A 15,699-nucleotide genomic window follows, 5' to 3' on the forward strand; every position below is an offset into this window, starting at 1 on the left:
AATTGTCGCCATTGTACGGCGCCGACAGCCTCCACCTCAAAGCGGCCGAGCGAGGGTCAGGCGTCGGCCACGGGTTCCGGGCGCGTCAGGATCCAGGCCCCCACCAGGGCCAGCCCGGCGAGCAGCGGCAGCTTGAGCCACAGGGCGCCGACCGTCAGGCCCAGCACCAGCATCGAGATCAGCAGCATGGCCCCGGCGAGCCACTTGGCGTGGCGCGGAATCGCCCGCTCGGACTCCCAGGCCTGGACCGCGGGCCCGAAGCGGGGATGGGCGCGGATCCAGCCGGCGAAGCGCGGCGAGCCCCGGGACGCCGACCACACCGCCAGCAGCATGAAGCAGGTGGTGGGCAGCAGCGGGAGGAAGGCGCCGATCACCCCCAGCAGGAAGCTGATCCCGGCAAGCGTCAGGTAGGCGGCTCGGCGTGCATGGGACATCGTTCACGGACTCCCGTGGCGGCAACGGCGTTGCCCTTATTGAAGCCCAAGCGGCCCCCCGCTGCCAATGATGGTGGTCAATGGTCGCGTCAGGGACGGGCTATGACGGGGTGGATGCCGGCGGCCCCGACGGGCCGCCGGCAAGCTGGCTCAGCCCTTGATGGGAATCTCGCGGCGAGCGCTCCCGGCCTCGCCGCTGCGTGGCACGGTGATGGTGAGCACGCCCTTGTCGAAGGTCGCCTCGATGCCCTCGGGCTTGGCGTCGGCGGGCAGGTCGAGCAGCCGGCGGAAGCGCCCGTAGGCGCGCTCCACTCGCTGGTAGCGATCCTCCCGGGTGGTGCTCTCCTGGCGCTTCTCGCCCTCGATCACCAGGCGATCCTTGTCGAGGGTCAGCTTGATGTCCTGCTCCTCGACCCCCGGCACCTCGACGCTGATGAGGTAGTCCCCGTCGCGCTCGGCGATGTCGAGACGCGGGCGCAGCAGCTCCGGCATCTCGCCGCTGCCGGCCTCCATGGCGGGCAGGCCGAACTGGCGCAGCATGCCGTCCATCCAGCGATCCAGCTCGCGATGCATGCCGGACAACGGCTGCGGCTCACGGGCGGCGGGGGCATCCTGGCTCTCGCTGCGGAACCAGCTCCAGGGCGTCCACTTCTGCAGATCCATAGGTCACCTCCCGATGCGATTGCGACACATCCTGGCCAAGGTACTCATGCATCCTGCAGGATCAGAATTGGTGGCGGCCGGGGGCATTTCAAGGCCGGGCGAACGAGGGCTTGATCCGCGTCAAGCCCTCGTCCGCCGCCGGGCTCAGTCCCGGAAGTTGTCGAACTGCAGCGGCAGGTCGGGGCCGTCCTCGCCCCTGAGCAGGGCCATGATGGCCTGCAGGTCGTCGCGCTTCTTGCCGGTCACGCGGACCTTGTCGCCCTGGATCTGGGCCTGGACCTTGAGCTTGCTGGCCTTGATGCGCTTGACGATGTCCTTGGCCTCGGCCTGCTCCAGCCCCTGCTTGAGCCGCGCGCTCTGGCGGGCCCGCACGCCGGAGAGCTCGGGCTCCTCGACGTCCAGGCAGCGGGGGTCGATGCCCCGGGCGATCAGCTTGTTGCGCAGGATGTCGAGCATCTGGCGCAGCTGGAAGTCGACCTCGGCCTCGAGGCCGACCGTCTCGCCCTCGAGCGAGAAGGCGGCGGTGACGCCCTTGAAGTCGAAGCGACCCTGTAGCTCGCGATTGGCCTGGTCGACGGCGTTGCGGGCCTCGTGGGCGTCGAACTCGGAGACGATATCGAATGACGGCATGGGGCTTTCCCGGTGATGGATGACCGCCCCATTCTACCAGGCCGGCGGGCGAGGGCCGGCGTCGACGCCGCGACCGAGGGTCATGGCCGCATCGCCGGGGCCAGGCGGCGCTCGGGGCTCGCCGGGCCGGCCTCGACCAGCGCCTTGGTCATGCGCCAGGCCGCGCAGCCGTCCTCGTAGTAGTCGGGCAGCCAGTCGCTGGGCGCCAGGCCCATGCTGCGATAGAGCGACAGCGCCACCTGGTTGTCGGCCCTGACCTCCAGTACCAGCCGATCGCAGTCTCGGCCCCGGGCCCGCGCCTCCAGCCGGGCCAGCAGGCGGCGCCCCAGGCCGGCACCGCGGGCCTCGGGATGCACGCAGAAGGAGTAGAGACGCGCCCGGCCGCTGCCGTGGCGGAACAGCAGGGTGCCATAGCCCAGCAGGCGATCGCCCTCCGCCACCGCCAGCAGGGTCAGGGCGTGGGCGCGATTGAGCAGGTGCCAGAGCTGGCGACGGGTGAACCGATCCCCCGAGAAGGCGACCTGTTCCAGCCGGTAGAGGTCGGCGAGGTCGCGGGAGTCGGCGACGCGCAGGATGACGGTCATGGGGCCTCCGGCGGATATGCCGACGATTCTGGCGTGCCCCCGCGACGCTGTCAGCGCCGGCGACGATGAAATGTTTTCAGCTGCAGGCGGTCGCGCCAGGGACCTGCCTCAAGCCCGCCGGGCCCCGAGGCGTGAACGCCGGCCGGTTCCTGGGGTAGGCTGCGGGCTCGTCGTCATCATCAACCGGAGACATCGACATGAGCGACCGCCAGACACGCCACCGCCAGGCCATGCAGAAGCTCAAGGCGCATGTGGACGAGCGGGTGGCCGACGCCACCGAGCAGCGCGGCCAGTTGCTGGTGTTCACCGGCAACGGCAAGGGCAAGACCACCGCCGCCTGGGGCACCGTGACCCGGGCGCTCGGCTACGGCTACCGCGTCGGAGTGGTGCAGTTCATCAAGGGGCAGTGGGCGTGCGGCGAACGCGAGCGGCTCGAGGCGGACCCGCGGCTGGAGGTGGCGATCATGGCCACCGGCTTCACCTGGGAGACCCAGAACCGCGAGGCGGACACCCGGGCGTGCGGGGAGGCCTGGGCGGAGGCCGCGCGGATGCTGGCCGACCCCGGGATCTACCTGGTGGTGCTCGACGAGATCACCTACATGCTCAAGTTCGGCTACCTGGACATCGCCACCGTCCGCCAGGCGCTGGAGGCCCGTCCCGCCGAGCAGACGGTGATCGTCACCGGGCGCAACGCCCACCGCGAGCTGCTGGCCATGGCCGATACCGTCACCGAGATGCAGGAGGTGCGCCACGGCTTCAACGCCGGCCTCGAGGCCCGGCGCGGCATCGACTACTGACCCGCGGCGCCGACGGGCCCGGCCGCCTGCCCGATCAGCTCCAGATCGTGCCCACCGGCGTCTCGGGACGGTAGTGATGGGCGATCTGCGCCTGGAGCAGTTCCGCCGTGGCCAGGGCATCGGTCAGGGCGTGGTGCCCCTGGTAGGGCGGCAGGCCGTAGCGGCTGCGGCTGTCGTAGAGGCGGATCGAGGCCGGCGGACGACCGATCCAGCGCTTGAAGCGGGCCATCAGCGACTGGCGATGGATGCGCGCCTCCAGCGACATGGTGTCGATCACCGGGAACATCACCCCCTCGCCGAGCCGCGCCTTCACGGCAACGTCCAGGAAGGGGCGCTCGATGTGGCGATAGTGCACCACCGCCAGGCGCCCGGCCAGGGCGTCGAGCAGCTCGCCGAGGACGTCGTCCAGCTCCGGGGCCCGGTCGATGTCGGCATGGGTGATGTGGTGGAAGGTCACCGAGCGGGCGCTCAACGGCCGACGCGGGCGCACGATCCAGTAGCGCCGCCCCGACAGCCCGATCCGCGGCAGGGTGAAGGGCACCAGGCCGATGCTGACGATGGAGTTGCGCCGGGCGTCGAGGCCGGTGGTCTCCATGTCCAGCGCCACCAGCGGCGCCTCGCCGATGGGCGTATCGGGGTCCAGGGTGCCGGCGGCGAAGAACCGCGACAGCCGCGGATCCCCGGCCTGCGACAGCCGGCTCGCCAGATAGCCGGGCCAGTCGGGGATCTGGGTCCTGGGTCGCGGCCAGCCTCGCATTCGTGTCCTCCTCCGCCTACCGGCCGCGGGCCGGCATGGGGTAGCGGAACTTGAGAAACTTCTGGGCGTGGCTCAGCGCCTGGAAGGCATCCTTGAGATTGTGGCGCTCGCTGCTCGAGACGTTCTCCGGCTCGATGTTGTTGTCCGGCGGCTGCTCGTGCTCGATGTCGATCACCTGGTGACGGATCCGCGACATGGACAGGAACTCCAGGGCATAGCGCAGCCGATCGCTGACCCCCGGGGCGAGCAGCTGGGTGCGGTCGATGTCGTCGAGCCGGTCGAAGCTGTTCTGGGCGCTGGAGCCGCAGGCCAGGGCATGCACCCGGATCAGGTCGACCATGGGCGCCGTGCCCCGGCGCTTGAGGTTGATCGAGTTGTTGTGCTTGCCGTCCTTCTCCATCACGAAGGTACGGAAGAACCCCAGCGGCGGCGTGCGGTTGAGGGCGTTGCGCGCCATGGCCGCCAGGAAGCGGGGATGGCGCGCGGCCTTCTCGGCCACCAGGTCCTGGAGCTGCTCCACCAGCACGTTCTCGCCGTGGACGGCATCCAGGTCGAAGAAGATCGAGCTGTGCAGCAACCGCTCGGGATTGGGCTGCTCGATCCACTCGGTGAAATAGCGCTTCCACACCGCCAGGGGCTGCCGCCAGCGGTCGTTGGTGGCCATGATGTCGCCCTTGCAGTAGGGGTAGCCGCAGGCATCCAGGCCGTCGCAGACGAAGTTCGCCAGGGCCAGGAAGTAGGCGCCATGGGCCTCGGGATCGTAGTCGTCGGAAAGCACCAGGGCATTGTCCTGGTCGGTGACGATGGACTGCTCGTTGCGGGCCATGGAGCCCATCGCCATCAGGCAGTAGGGCACCGGGGGCGGCCCCAGGCTCTCCTCGGCCAGCTCCAGCAGGCGGCGGGTGAAGCTGCGGGCGATGGTGGACAGGGCGCTGCCCACCATCCGCGAGTCTGCGCCCTCCTCGACCATGCGCACGAAGGCGGCGCTGACGTCCGGGGCGAGCCGGGCCAGTCCCTCGACGCTGGGCTGGTGGAAGATGTTGCTGACCAGGTAGAGGCTGCTCTGGGTCTCGTAGCGGATGATGTCCGACAGGTGGACGATGCCCACCGGGCGGCGGCGGTGCATCACCGGCAGGTGATGGATATTGTGGCGCAGCATGCACAGCATGGCCTCGTGCACCGACTCGTCGGACTGCACGGCGATGATCCGGTTGCCGGCCACCTCGCCCACCGGGGTGTCCGGGGCGCGCCCCTCGGCCACCACCCGGGTACGGAAGTCGCTGTCGGTGAGAATGCCCCGCACCTGCCAGGCCCGGTCCTCGCTGTCGCGGAAGGTGTAGCGCGGATTGTCCCCCGGGGCGTCGAGCACCAGCACCGCCGAGGCCTGGTAGTCGGTGATCAGCCGGGCGGCCTCCTGGACGGTGGTCGAGGCCTCGACCATCACCGGATAGCGGGTGAGCAGCTTGCGCACCCGGGTGATCATCATGTCGTTGTTCTTCTTCTGCTCCTCGACGGCGCTCTCGAGCCGCGGCCGCTGCAGCTCGACGAAGTCGGCGAAGTCGTGATCGACCTCGCATAGGCGCTGGAAGACCGCCTCGGGGATGAAGTAGATGAGGGCGTCTTCCATGGCCCGGGCCGGGTAGCGGACCCGGCGGTTCCGCAGCAGGCTGAACTGGCCGAAGATGTCGCCCTCGCCGAGCCGATTGTGCAGCTCGCCGCCGCGCCGATAGACCTCCACGGCGCCGCTGCGGATGTAGCAGAGATCGTGCTGCTCCTGGTCGAGGCTCAGGATCTCGGCGCCGGCCTTGTAGTAGGCCACCTCGACCTGGCCGGCCACCTCGTCGAGCAGCTCGTCGGAGAGCGTCTCGAAGGGCGGGAAGCGCGCCATGTGCTGGCGGATCTCCAGCAGTTCCACGTCCATGTCCTGGCTCCGGCGAAGGGGGTTGGCCTCAGTCTGAAAGCCCCCGGGGGCGCTGTAAAGACGCGCCAACGCAAAGGGGCCACCCCGAAGGATGGCCCCGTCCGGCATCGGCGTGCGGCGATCAGGAGGAGGACGGCGCCTGGGCCATCTCCTGGACGCGCTGCATCAGCTCGGGATCCTGCTGGATCGCCTGGCCGATGGCGTTGAAGGTATTCACCTCCAGGCCGCTCTGCTCCACCGCCTCGACCATCTTGTCGTTGGCCTCCTGGCGGACCTGCTGCTGAGCCTCGTCGCCCTCGGCCTCCTGCAGCTGCTGGGTGTAGTCCTGGGAGATCACGGCGATCTCCTTGGAGGCATCGGCGAACTTCTGCAGCTGGGCATCGGAGAAGTCCTGAGCCTGTGCCTCGGCCTGCGGCGCCTCGCTGGCGGCATCGGCGGATTCCTGAGCGTGGGCCATGGAGCCCATCAGGCCGATGCTGAGCAGGGCGGCGGAGCACAGGGCGGTAAAGCGTTGCATGAATACCTCCGGAAAAAACGTTGTTCGTGCATGCGATCAATGCCCCCCTGTGACGATCCGTGCCGGGCGGGGTTCAGCCTCAACGTGTAACGGTTTGTAACAGAGAGGCGATCGACGACGCCCCGCTAGCGCGAGAAGACCACCGTCCTGCGCCGATGCAGGAACACCCGGCGCTCCAGGTGGTAGCCGACGGCCCGGGCCAGGGTCAGGCATTCGATGTCCCGGCCCTTGGTCACCAGATCCTCCGGATAGTCGGCATGGCCGACCGGCTCCACCCCCTGGGTGATGATCGGCCCCTCGTCCAGGTCGTCGTTGATGTAGTGGGCGGTGGCCCCGACCAGCTTGACGCCTTTCTCGTAGGCCTGGTGGTAGGGCCTGGCGCCCTTGAAGCCGGGCAGCAGGGAATGGTGGATGTTGATGGCCCGGCCGGCGAGCCGCTCGCACATCTCGCTAGACAGCACTTGCATGTAGCGGGCCAGGATCACCAGCTCGGCGCCGCTCTCCTCGATCACGCCCCAGACCCGGGCCTCCTGCTCGGCCTTGGTCTCCGGGGTGATCGGGAAATGGTAGTAGGGCAGTCCATGCCAGTCGGCCAGCGGCTGCAGGTCCGGGTGATTGGAGACCACCGCCCGGATGTCGAGAGGCAGCTGGCCGGTGCGGTAGCGATACAGCAGGTCGTTGAGGCAGTGATCGGCCTTGGAGACCATGATCACCACCGGCGTGCGCGCCTCCGGGGCGGTCAGCTCGAAGGTCATCTCGAACCCCTCGGCCCGGGTCGCGAAGCCGGCCTGGAAGGCCTGGGCATCGAAGTCGGGATCCTGCGGCCGGAACTCGGTGCGGATGAAGAAACGCTCGGCCAGGCTGTCGTCGAAGGACTGCTGCTCGGTGATGTAGCAGCGGTTCTCCTTCAGGAAGCGGGTGACCACGTCGACGGTGCCCAGGCGGCTCGGGCACTGGGCGGTGAGGATCCAGGTATCGGTGCTACGGCTCATGGCGAGTCTCCTGACGAAGCAGGCCGGGGCGAGCCCCGGCCTGGTCTGGTCATACGGGTGGGGCGTCCGGAATCAGCGCTCGACGCCGATGGCGTACTCGTCGCCGGCGTCCAGCAGCCAGCGGTAGGTGTAGTCGGCGAAGCTGCGGCGCACCACCAGCTCCCAGCGATCCTCGCTCGGGCGACGCAGGATCACCGTGGCCTTGGCGAACACCGTGGTCACCCCCTTGCCCACCGGGAAGTGGCTCGGATGGACGTCGTAGATCACCGACTTCATCAGCAGCTCCCGGGCGGCCTCGCCCTCGAGCTCGACCAGGGTCTGGCCGCCGCTGACGTTGCTGATGGCGAAGTGGGCGCCGCCCAGGGCCTCGCGCAGGCGGTTCTCCAGCGCGAACTCCTCGCCGCCGGGGACGATCACCAGCCACTCGTCCGGGGAGATCCACTGGATCGAGCGCCGGCCCTCGGCGTCATGCACCAGGCCCTGGGGCTCGCCGGGCAGCGTGACGCCCAGCACCTCGCGGACCGCCTCGTCGAGGACGATGGCGCCGCCGCGCAGCACCAGGTGGCCGAGGAAGGGCCGTTCGCGCAGCACCACCCGGCTCCTGGCGGTGGGGGCCGGAGCCCCCGAGCGACGATAGGAGTAGGTCAGCGGCGATTCCACCGGGATCTTGGCCTCGGTGCGGGTATCGAAGGTTGCGACGTTAGACATTCTGACGCTCTCCCTTGGGGTCGAGGAAGATGGTGCTGACGATCTCGGCCTCGTGGACCTGGCCGTCGGCCATGGGCAGATAGACGGTCTCGCCCATCTTCTGGTGACCGCCCTTGACCACCGCCAGGGCGAAGCCCGAGTCCAGGGTCGGGCTGTAGTAGCTCGAGGTCACGTGCCCCACCATCGGCATGGGGATGGCATGGTTCGGGTCGAGGACGATCTGGGCGCCCTCCTCCAGCACCACCTTGGCATCCCTGGGCTTGAGGCCCACCAGCTGCTTGCGATCGGTGCGGGCGGTGTCGGGGCGCGACAGGGCCCGCTTGCCGATCCAGGGGAACGGCTTGTCGTAGCCGATCGCCCAGTGCATGCCCAGGTCCTCCGGGGTCACCGAGCCGTCGGTGTCCTGGCCGGCGATGATGAAGCCCTTCTCGGCCCGCAGGACATGCATCGTCTCGGTGCCATAGGGCGTCAGGCCGTACTTGTCGCCGTGGGCGAACAGCGTCTCCCAGACGTGCAGGGCATAGTTGGCCTGGACGTTGATCTCGTAGGCCAGTTCGCCGGTGAAGGAGATGCGGAACACCCGCGCCGGCACCCCGGCCACCTGGCCCTCGCGCCAGTCCATGAACTTGAAGGCTTCCTTGTCCAGGTCGATGTCGGTGACCTCGGCCAGCAGCTTGCGCGCCTCCGGACCGGTGACGGTCATGGTCGCCCAGTGATCGGTCACCGAGTTGAAGTAGACTTCCAGCTCCGGCCACTCGGTCTGGTGCCAGATCTCCAGCCATTCCAGCACCGTGGCGGCGCCGCCGGTGGTGGTGGTCATCAGGAAGTGGTTCTCGCCCAGGCAGCTGGTGGTGCCGTCGTCGAACACCATGCCGTCGTCCTTGCACATCAGGCCGTAGCGCACCCGCCCCGGGGCCAGCTTGGCCCACTTGTTGGTATAGACCCGGCCCAGGAACTCCCGGGCGTCCGGCCCCTGGATGTCGATCTTGCCCAGGGTGGAGGCGTCGAGGATGCCGACCTTCTCGCGCACCGCGCGACACTCCCGGGCCACCGCATCAAACATGGTCTCGGTCCTGCCGTCGACCTTGCGCGGGAAGTACCAGGGGCGCTTCCACTGCCCGACGTCCTCGAACTCGGCGCCCTGCTCCACATGCCACTGGTGCATGGCGGTGTAGCGCTCGGGATCGAACAGCTCGCGGCAGTGGCGGCCGACGATGGCGCCGAAGGTCACCGGGGTGTAATTGGGCCGGAACACCGTGGTGCCCACCTCGGGGATCGAACGGCCCAGGCAGCGCGCGGCGATGGCCATGCCGTTGATGTTGCCGAGCTTGCCCTGGTCGGTGCCGAAGCCCATGGCGGTATAGCGCTTGACGTGCTCGATGGACTCGAAGCCCTCCCGGGTGGCCAGCTCGATGGCCGCCGCGGTGACGTCGTTCTGCAGGTCGACGAACTGCTTGGGCGCCCGCAGGGTGGGCTTCTCGTGGGGCACCTGGTAGAGCGCCACGGCCGCGCCGTCGCGCCGCTCGGCCACGGCCGGCAGGCGCAGCCGCCCGGTCGCGAAGCCGGTCTCCTCGGCGGCCCGGGCGCCGGCCTTGATGCCGTCGGCCAGCACCTCGCCGGTGGCGTAGACGCCCTGGGCGCCGCCGGCGGCGCTCACGCCCTTCACCAGGGTCGGCACGAAGCCCAGGATGTCGTCGTTCCAGGTCGGCCGCCCGCCGGTGTGGGACGCCAGGTGGATGACCGGGCTGTAGCCGCCGGAGCTGGCGATGGTATCGCAGGCCAGGGTCTCGGCGCCGCCGGCGACCTTGAAGCCGTCCAGGTCGATCTTCGCCACCCGCGCGGCGTTGACCCGCGACTCGCCCTTGGCCTCGAGGACCGCCGCGCCCGTGATGATGCGGATGCCCAGGGCCCGGGCCTGCTCGACCAGCTCGCCGTCCGGGTGGGCCCGGGCGTCGGCGATGGCCACCACCTCGCGACCGCTCTCCGCCCAGTCCAGGGCGGCGCGATAGCCGTGGTCGTTGCTGGTGGAGAGCACCAGCTTCTGGCCCGGCACCACCCCGTAGCGGCGGATGTAGGTGGAGACGGCGCCGGCCAGCAGGTTCCCCGGCACGTCGTTGCCCGCATAGACCAACGGGCGCTCGTGGGCGCCGGTGGCCAGCACCACCCGGCCGGCCCGCACCCGATGCATGCGCGAACGCGCCTGGCGGCGACCGTTCGCGACCGGCGCGGTATCGGCCAGGTGCTCGGTGCGCCGCTCGTGCAGGGTCACGAAGTGGTGATCGTGGTAGCCGTTGGCGGTGGTGCGGGCCAGCAGGGTCACGTTGTCCATGGCGGCCAGCGCGCTCAGGGTCTCGGCCACCCAGGCATCGGCGGGCTGGTCGTCGAGCAGCTCGCGGCTATCGAGCAGCGAGCCGCCCATCTCCTCCTGCTCGTCGGCCAGGATCACCCGCGCGCCGCTCTTGCCGGCGGCCAGCGCCGCGGCGAGGCCCGCCGGCCCGGCGCCGATCACCAGGACGTCGCAATGCTGGTGGAGATGATCGTAGAGGTCCGGATCCTTCTCCATGGGGCTGCGGCCCAGGCCCGCGCTCTTGCGGATGTACTTCTCGTAGGTCATCCACATCGAGGCCGGGGCCATGAAGGTCTTGTAGTAGAACCCCGGGGGCATGAACTTGCCGCCCAGCTTGCCGACCAGGCCCATCAGGTCGCGCTGGACGTTGGGCCAGCCATTGGTGCTGGCGGCCTCGAGGCCGTCGTACAGCGCCTGCTGGGTGGCCCGCACGTTGGGCACCTGGGCGGCCTCGGTCGAGCCGAGCTGGACCACCGCATTGGGCTCCTCGGCGCCGGCGGCGACGATGCCGCGGGGCCGCGAGTACTTGAAGCTACGGTTGACGATGTCGACGCCGTTGGCCAGCAGCGCCGAGGCCAGGGTATCGCCGGCATGGCCCTGATAGCGCTGGCCGTTGAAGGTGAAGCTCAGCTTGCGGGAACGGTCGATGCGACCGCCCCGGGCGAGGCGATTGAGCTGGCTCATGCGCGGACTCCTTCACGAAGCGTTGCCGGGTCGGCGACGTCGGGCGCCGGCCGGCCCTCGGGGTGCTCGGCGGTGAACGACGGCTGCTCCCCCATCTTGTAGGTCTCGAGGATCTCGTAGGTCACGGTGTTGCGGGTGACGTTGAAGAACTTGCGGCAGCCCACGGCGTGCACCCACAGCTCGTGGTGGATGCCGCGGGGGTTGTCGCGGAAGAAGAGGTAGTCGCCCCAGGCCTCGTCGCTGCAGGCATCCGGGTCCTCCGGGCGGGCGATATGCGCCTGTCCCTTGGGGTGAAATTCCTCTTCCTCGCGGGTCTCGCCGCAGTAGGGGCAATGGATATGGAACATGTCGGCTCTCCTCTGCGGTGGATCAGTGGGCGACGCCGGCGGCGCCGTGCTCGTCGACCAGCGCTCCGGTGTTGAAGCGATCGATGGAGAAGGGCGCGGCGATCGGGTGCATCTCGCCCTTGGCCAGGCTGGCGGCGAACACATGGGCCGAGCCGGGGGTGGCCTTGAAGCCGCCGGTGCCCCAGCCGCAGTTGAAGTAGAGCCCCTTGACCCGGGTCTTGGAGAGGATCGGGCAGGCGTCCGGACAGGTGTCGACGATGCCGCCCCACTGCCGGTTCATGCGCACCCGGGAGAAGATCGGGAACATCTCGACGATGGCCTGCAGGGTGTGCTCCACGGTGGGATAGCTGCCGCGCTGGCCGTAGCCGTTGTAGCCGTCGATGCCGGCGCCGATGACCAGGTCGCCCTTGTCGGACTGGCTGATGTAGCCGTGCACGTGGTTGGACATCACCACGGTGTCGAGCACCGGCTTGAGCGGCTCGGAGACCAGGGCCTGCAGCGGGTGGGACTCCAGCGGCAGCTTGATCCCGGCCATCCTGGCCAGCACCCCGGAGTTGCCGGCGGCCACGCAGCCGACGGTCTTGGCCTCGATGTCGCCGCGATTGGTGTGCACCCCGTAGACCTGGCCGTCGCGGATCTTGAAGCCGGTGACCTCGGTCTGCTGGAGGATGTCCACGCCGTGGGCGTCGGCGCCGCGGGCGAAGCCCCAGGCCACGGCGTCGTGGCGCGCCACGCCGGCCCGGGGCTGCCAGGAGGCGCCCATCACCGGATAGCGGGCGTTCTTCGAGCAGTCCATGATCGGCACCAGTTCCTGGACGCCCTTGGCATCCAGCACCTCGCTGTCGATGCCGTTCAGGCGGTTGGCGTTGACCCGGCGCTGGATGTCGCGCATGTCCTGCAGGGTGTGGCCCAGGTTGAGCACGCCGCGCTGGGAGAACATGACGTTGTAGTTGAGGTCCTGGGACAGGCCTTCCCACAGCTTCATGGAGTGCTCGTAGAGCGCCGCCGCCTCGTCCCAGAGATAGTTGGAGCGCACGATCGTCGTATTACGGGCCGTATTACCGCCGCCCAGCCAGCCCTTCTCGATCACGGCGACGTTCTTGATGCCGTGCTCCTTGGCCAGGTAGTAGGCGGTGGCCAGGCCATGGCCGCCGCCGCCGACGATGATCACATCGTACTGCTTCTTGGGGGTGGGGTTGCGCCACTGGCGCTGCCAGTTCTCGTGATGGCTCAGCGCGTGCTTGACCAGCCCGAAGCCTGAATAACGTTGCATAGGGTCTACTCCTCAAGGGCCCCGCCGGCGCACCGGCGGGGCACGGGCTCACGCGGTGGCGGTATCGGCCGGCTCGCTCGCGGCCTGGGCATAGACGGGATGGCGAGCGCACAGCTCGGCGACCTTGCCCCGCACCTCGTCCTCGATGGCGGCGGTGTCGGCGCCTTCGGCCAGGACATCGAGGATGTCGCAGATCCAGCCGGCCAGGGTCTCGCAGTCGGCCTGATCGAAGCCGCGGGTGGTCACCGCCGGGGTGCCGAGGCGCAGCCCCGAGGTCACGAAGGGGCTCTGGGGGTCGCCCGGCACGGCGTTCTTGTTGACGGTGACGTGGGCGCGACCCAGGGCGGCGTCCGCGTCCTTGCCGGTCACGCCCTGCTTGATCAGCGAGACCAGGAAGAGGTGGTCGTCGGTGCCGCCGGACACCACCTCGAAGCCGCGCTCGGCGAAGACGCCGGCCATGGCCCGGGCGTTGTCGATGACCCGGGCCTGGTAGCGCACGAAGTCCTGGCTCATGGCCTCGCGGAAGGCCACCGCCTTGGCGGCGATGACGTGCATCAGCGGGCCGCCCTGCTGCCCCGGGAAGACCGCGCCGTTGAGCTTCTTGTACAGCGCCTCGTCGCCGCTGGCGGAGAGGATCAGGCCGCCGCGGGGACCGCGCAGGGTCTTGTGGGTGGTGGTGGTGACCACATGGGCGTGGGGCAGCGGGCTGGGGTAGTGGCCGGCGGCCACCAGGCCGGCGACGTGGGCCATGTCGACCAGCAGCCAGGCGCCCACGGCATCGGCGATGTCGCGGAAGCGCCGCCAGTTGACGACGCGCGAGTAGGCCGAGAAGCCGGCGATGATCAGCTTGGGCTGGTGCTCGTGGGCCAGGCGCTCGACCTCCTCGTAGTCGATCTCGCCGGTCTCGGGGTTCAGGCCGTACTGGACGGCGTGGTAGTACTTGCCCGAGAAGTTGGGCGCCGCGCCATGGGTCAGGTGGCCGCCGTGGGCCAGGCTCATGCCCAGCACGGTGTCGCCGGGCGCGACCAGGGCCATGAAGGCCGCGGCATTGGCCTGGGCCCCGGAGTGCGGCTGGACGTTGGCATAGTCGGCGCCGAACAGGGCGCAGGCGCGCTCGATGGCCAGCTTCTCGACCACGTCGACGTGCTCGCAGCCGCCGTAGTAGCGCCTGGCCGGATAGCCCTCGGCGTACTTGTTGGTCAGCTGGCTGCCCTGGGCCGCCATGACCTGGGGGCTGGCGTAGTTCTCGGAGGCGATCAGCTCGATGTGCGCCTCCTGACGCGCCACCTCGTCGGCGATGGCGGCGGCGATCTGGGGGTCGGCTGTTGTAAGGTTGTTGGCGTTCATGACATCACCCTGGGACTTGGCTTCTCAACGGTATGCAAAAGGGGGATGCGCGGTATTCTGAAAACGACACCGCCATCATCGAGCGAGACAGGTGGGCATGCCGGGACCGCCCCGGGAGACTGCTCCTGCCACCCTTCTATTGATAGCGAAGCCGGTGACGCAAAGATTGAACGTATGCGACATCTTTGCGGCCATATTCACGCCAGCCGCGCCAAGCCCTTGTTTTTGCCGAAGCCGAGCGTCGCATCGGGCGGGGGAAGGAAGCGCCCCGGCTGCACCCGCCGCGGTGCGGGTCGACGCGCTACGAGGACGCCGGCCGGGCCTGGATGTGCAGGAAGAAGGGGTCCACCGAGGTGGCGCCCTCCCCCGCCGCCTTGCGCACGGCGGTTGGGGTGGCGCCGAAGGCCTCGCGGAAATGCCGGGAGAAGTGAGCGGTGTCGGCGAAGCCGCAGCGCTCGCCGATCTCGGTGACGCTCTTGGCGGTGTAGTGCAGCAGCCACAGGCCGTAGCGCAGCCGCAGGTCCCGGGCGAACTTCTGGGGGCCGATGCCCAGCTCCTCGCGGAAGCGGCGCTCGATGTTGCGCCGCGAGGTGCCGACCCGGCGCGCCAGCTCGTCCATCGGGATCGCCTGGCCCAGGTGCTGCTCGATGATGCCGATGGCCCGGCGGACCAGTCGGTCCTCGACCTTGTCGAAGAGCACCGGCTGGGGCTGGGGATGGCTGCCCGGGCGCGCCTCGTCGATCAGCATGATGTGCAGGCTCTTCATGGCCCAGGCCTTGCCCAGGTGGCGCTCCACCAGGTGCGCCGCCAGGTCGGCCGAGGCGATACCGCCGGCGCAGGTCAGACGGTCGCCGTCGTCGACGAACAGCCCCTCCGCCACCGGCTCGATGTCCGGGAAGCGGCGGGTCAGGTCGCCATGGTGATACCAGCTGACGCAGCAGCGCCGCCCCGTCATCAGGCCGGCCTGGATCAGCGCGAAGACCCCGGTGCAGACGCCGACCAGGGGCACCCCGGCCCGGGCCACCCGCCTCAGGTAGCCAAGCGCCGCCTCGTCGGCGGCGGCATGCTCGTCCTGCACCCCGCCGATGACCACGATGTAGTCGAACTCGGCGGGATCCCGGAAGGGCGCGCAGGGGGTGACGGCGGCACCGCAGCTGGACATGGCGTCCCGCCCGGCGCTGGTCATGAACACCCAGTGGCAGCGCAGCTGGCGGCTGCGGTCGCCCTCGTCCGCGGCCAGGCGCAGGCAGTCGACGAAGGCGGCGAAGGGCATCATGGTGAAGCGGTGCAGGAGCACGAAGCCGACCGACAGCGGCGGCGTCTGGGGGGAAGCGGTCATGGCGGGAAGGCCCCGGCGGCAGACGGAAAGAGAGGGCTCAGTGTCGGCGGCAGGCCGTCCCGGCGCAAGGTCCGGACGGCCGGGCCAGGCTCAGTACTCCACCACCACATCGCCCCTGGGCATGCTGCAGCAGGACAGGATATAGCCCTCGGCGACGTCCTCGTCGGTGATGCCGCCGTTGTGGTCCATGTCCACCTCGCCGGCGGTCAGCGGCACCCGGCAGGTGCCGGGAGGGAAAAGAGCCCCATGCCGCCGCGGCTCAGTACTCCACCACCACATCGCCCCTGGGCATGCTGCAGCAGGACAGGATATAGCCCTCGGCGACGTCCTCGTCGGTGATGCCGCCGTTGTGGTCCATG

The 15,699-nt window shown here is 69.5% G+C and carries 15 protein-coding genes and 1 pseudogene; 1 reads left to right on the forward strand and 15 read right to left on the reverse strand.

The window, feature by feature from the left end; all coding sequences use genetic code 11:
- Positions 1-56: 56 nt before the first annotated feature.
- The 4 genes from QC818_RS14650 to QC818_RS14665 form a co-directional block, all read right to left on the reverse strand.
- On the reverse strand, positions 57-434 hold the full coding sequence (locus QC818_RS14650; RefSeq protein WP_309653606.1) for a YbaN family protein: 378 nt from the start codon (positions 432-434) through the stop codon (positions 57-59).
- A 150-nt stretch (positions 435-584) separates the two neighbouring features.
- Positions 585-1,097 carry an Hsp20/alpha crystallin family protein gene (locus QC818_RS14655; RefSeq protein ID WP_309653607.1) on the reverse strand — a complete coding sequence of 171 codons (513 nt, stop codon included), beginning with the start codon at positions 1,095-1,097 and terminating at the stop codon, positions 585-587.
- Positions 1,098-1,241: 144 nt separating this feature from the next.
- Positions 1,242-1,727, reverse strand: coding sequence for a YajQ family cyclic di-GMP-binding protein (locus QC818_RS14660; RefSeq protein ID WP_309653608.1), 486 nt, complete (start codon positions 1,725-1,727; stop codon positions 1,242-1,244).
- Between the two features lie 80 nt (positions 1,728-1,807).
- Positions 1,808-2,311, reverse strand: a complete 504-nt coding sequence (locus tag QC818_RS14665) for a GNAT family N-acetyltransferase (protein ID WP_309653609.1) — start codon at positions 2,309-2,311, stop codon at positions 1,808-1,810.
- A 197-nt stretch (positions 2,312-2,508) separates the two neighbouring features.
- Between QC818_RS14665 and cobO the strand changes: the two genes are divergently transcribed.
- Entirely contained in the window at positions 2,509-3,108 is a 600-nt protein-coding gene (gene cobO, locus QC818_RS14670; RefSeq protein ID WP_309653610.1) for a cob(I)yrinic acid a,c-diamide adenosyltransferase, read from the forward strand.
- A gap of 34 nt (positions 3,109-3,142) precedes the next feature.
- Here the strand turns inward: cobO and QC818_RS14675 are convergent, their stop codons facing one another.
- From QC818_RS14675 to QC818_RS14725, 11 genes and pseudogenes are all read right to left on the reverse strand, one after another.
- Positions 3,143-3,865 carry a 3'-5' exonuclease gene (locus tag QC818_RS14675; RefSeq protein ID WP_309653611.1) on the reverse strand — a complete coding sequence of 241 codons (723 nt, stop codon included), beginning with the start codon at positions 3,863-3,865 and terminating at the stop codon, positions 3,143-3,145.
- A gap of 16 nt (positions 3,866-3,881) precedes the next feature.
- On the reverse strand, positions 3,882-5,786 hold the full coding sequence (locus tag QC818_RS14680; protein ID WP_309653612.1) for a DUF294 nucleotidyltransferase-like domain-containing protein: 1,905 nt from the start codon (positions 5,784-5,786) through the stop codon (positions 3,882-3,884).
- A 121-nt stretch (positions 5,787-5,907) separates the two neighbouring features.
- Positions 5,908-6,303 (reverse strand): DUF4168 domain-containing protein, encoded by a 396-nt coding sequence (locus QC818_RS14685; RefSeq protein ID WP_309653613.1) that lies wholly within the window; start codon positions 6,301-6,303, stop codon positions 5,908-5,910.
- A 125-nt stretch (positions 6,304-6,428) separates the two neighbouring features.
- Positions 6,429-7,295, reverse strand: a complete 867-nt coding sequence (gene purU / locus QC818_RS14690) for a formyltetrahydrofolate deformylase (RefSeq protein ID WP_309653614.1) — start codon at positions 7,293-7,295, stop codon at positions 6,429-6,431.
- A gap of 72 nt (positions 7,296-7,367) precedes the next feature.
- Positions 7,368-8,003 (reverse strand): sarcosine oxidase subunit gamma, encoded by a 636-nt coding sequence (locus tag QC818_RS14695; protein ID WP_309653615.1) that lies wholly within the window; start codon positions 8,001-8,003, stop codon positions 7,368-7,370.
- Positions 7,996-11,034: a sarcosine oxidase subunit alpha family protein gene (locus tag QC818_RS14700; RefSeq protein ID WP_309653616.1), complete on the reverse strand. Its 3,039-nt coding sequence runs from the start codon at positions 11,032-11,034 to the stop codon at positions 7,996-7,998. The genes QC818_RS14695 and QC818_RS14700 overlap by 8 nt, the downstream gene beginning before the upstream one ends.
- Complete coding sequence (locus QC818_RS14705; protein WP_309653617.1) at positions 11,031-11,381, reverse strand: sarcosine oxidase subunit delta; 351 nt, start codon at positions 11,379-11,381, stop codon at positions 11,031-11,033. Before QC818_RS14705 ends, QC818_RS14700 begins: the two co-directional genes overlap by 4 nt.
- A 22-nt stretch (positions 11,382-11,403) precedes the next feature.
- Positions 11,404-12,654: a sarcosine oxidase subunit beta family protein gene (locus QC818_RS14710; protein WP_309653618.1), complete on the reverse strand. Its 1,251-nt coding sequence runs from the start codon at positions 12,652-12,654 to the stop codon at positions 11,404-11,406.
- A gap of 48 nt (positions 12,655-12,702) precedes the next feature.
- A complete protein-coding gene (glyA, locus tag QC818_RS14715) occupies positions 12,703-14,001 on the reverse strand; it encodes a serine hydroxymethyltransferase (RefSeq protein ID WP_309653619.1) in 1,299 nt (432 codons plus the stop codon).
- A gap of 301 nt (positions 14,002-14,302) precedes the next feature.
- Positions 14,303-15,340 (reverse strand): GlxA family transcriptional regulator, encoded by a 1,038-nt coding sequence (locus QC818_RS14720; protein WP_309653620.1) that lies wholly within the window; start codon positions 15,338-15,340, stop codon positions 14,303-14,305.
- A gap of 90 nt (positions 15,341-15,430) precedes the next feature.
- A pseudogene (locus tag QC818_RS14725) lies at positions 15,431-15,568 on the reverse strand (2Fe-2S iron-sulfur cluster-binding protein); the annotation flags it as partial.
- Positions 15,569-15,699: the final 131 nt, after the last annotated feature.

This window comes from Halomonas koreensis (assembly GCF_031451675.1).
GTDB classification, from domain to species: Bacteria; Pseudomonadota; Gammaproteobacteria; order Pseudomonadales; family Halomonadaceae; genus Halomonas; species Halomonas koreensis.

Coding starts and splice junctions, on each gene's coding strand:
- QC818_RS14650 (WP_309653606.1), bottom strand. CDS start 434: ATGTCCCATGCACGCCGAGCCGCCTACCTGACGCTTGCCGGGATCAGC.
- QC818_RS14655 (WP_309653607.1), bottom strand. CDS start 1,097: ATGGATCTGCAGAAGTGGACGCCCTGGAGCTGGTTCCGCAGCGAGAGC.
- QC818_RS14660 (WP_309653608.1), bottom strand. CDS start 1,727: ATGCCGTCATTCGATATCGTCTCCGAGTTCGACGCCCACGAGGCCCGC.
- QC818_RS14665 (WP_309653609.1), bottom strand. CDS start 2,311: ATGACCGTCATCCTGCGCGTCGCCGACTCCCGCGACCTCGCCGACCTC.
- cobO (WP_309653610.1), top strand. CDS start 2,509: ATGAGCGACCGCCAGACACGCCACCGCCAGGCCATGCAGAAGCTCAAG.
- QC818_RS14675 (WP_309653611.1), bottom strand. CDS start 3,865: ATGCGAGGCTGGCCGCGACCCAGGACCCAGATCCCCGACTGGCCCGGC.
- QC818_RS14680 (WP_309653612.1), bottom strand. CDS start 5,786: ATGGACGTGGAACTGCTGGAGATCCGCCAGCACATGGCGCGCTTCCCG.
- QC818_RS14685 (WP_309653613.1), bottom strand. CDS start 6,303: ATGCAACGCTTTACCGCCCTGTGCTCCGCCGCCCTGCTCAGCATCGGC.
- purU (WP_309653614.1), bottom strand. CDS start 7,295: ATGAGCCGTAGCACCGATACCTGGATCCTCACCGCCCAGTGCCCGAGC.
- QC818_RS14695 (WP_309653615.1), bottom strand. CDS start 8,003: ATGTCTAACGTCGCAACCTTCGATACCCGCACCGAGGCCAAGATCCCG.
- QC818_RS14700 (WP_309653616.1), bottom strand. CDS start 11,034: ATGAGCCAGCTCAATCGCCTCGCCCGGGGCGGTCGCATCGACCGTTCC.
- QC818_RS14705 (WP_309653617.1), bottom strand. CDS start 11,381: ATGTTCCATATCCATTGCCCCTACTGCGGCGAGACCCGCGAGGAAGAG.
- QC818_RS14710 (WP_309653618.1), bottom strand. CDS start 12,654: ATGCAACGTTATTCAGGCTTCGGGCTGGTCAAGCACGCGCTGAGCCAT.
- glyA (WP_309653619.1), bottom strand. CDS start 14,001: ATGAACGCCAACAACCTTACAACAGCCGACCCCCAGATCGCCGCCGCC.
- QC818_RS14720 (WP_309653620.1), bottom strand. CDS start 15,340: ATGACCGCTTCCCCCCAGACGCCGCCGCTGTCGGTCGGCTTCGTGCTC.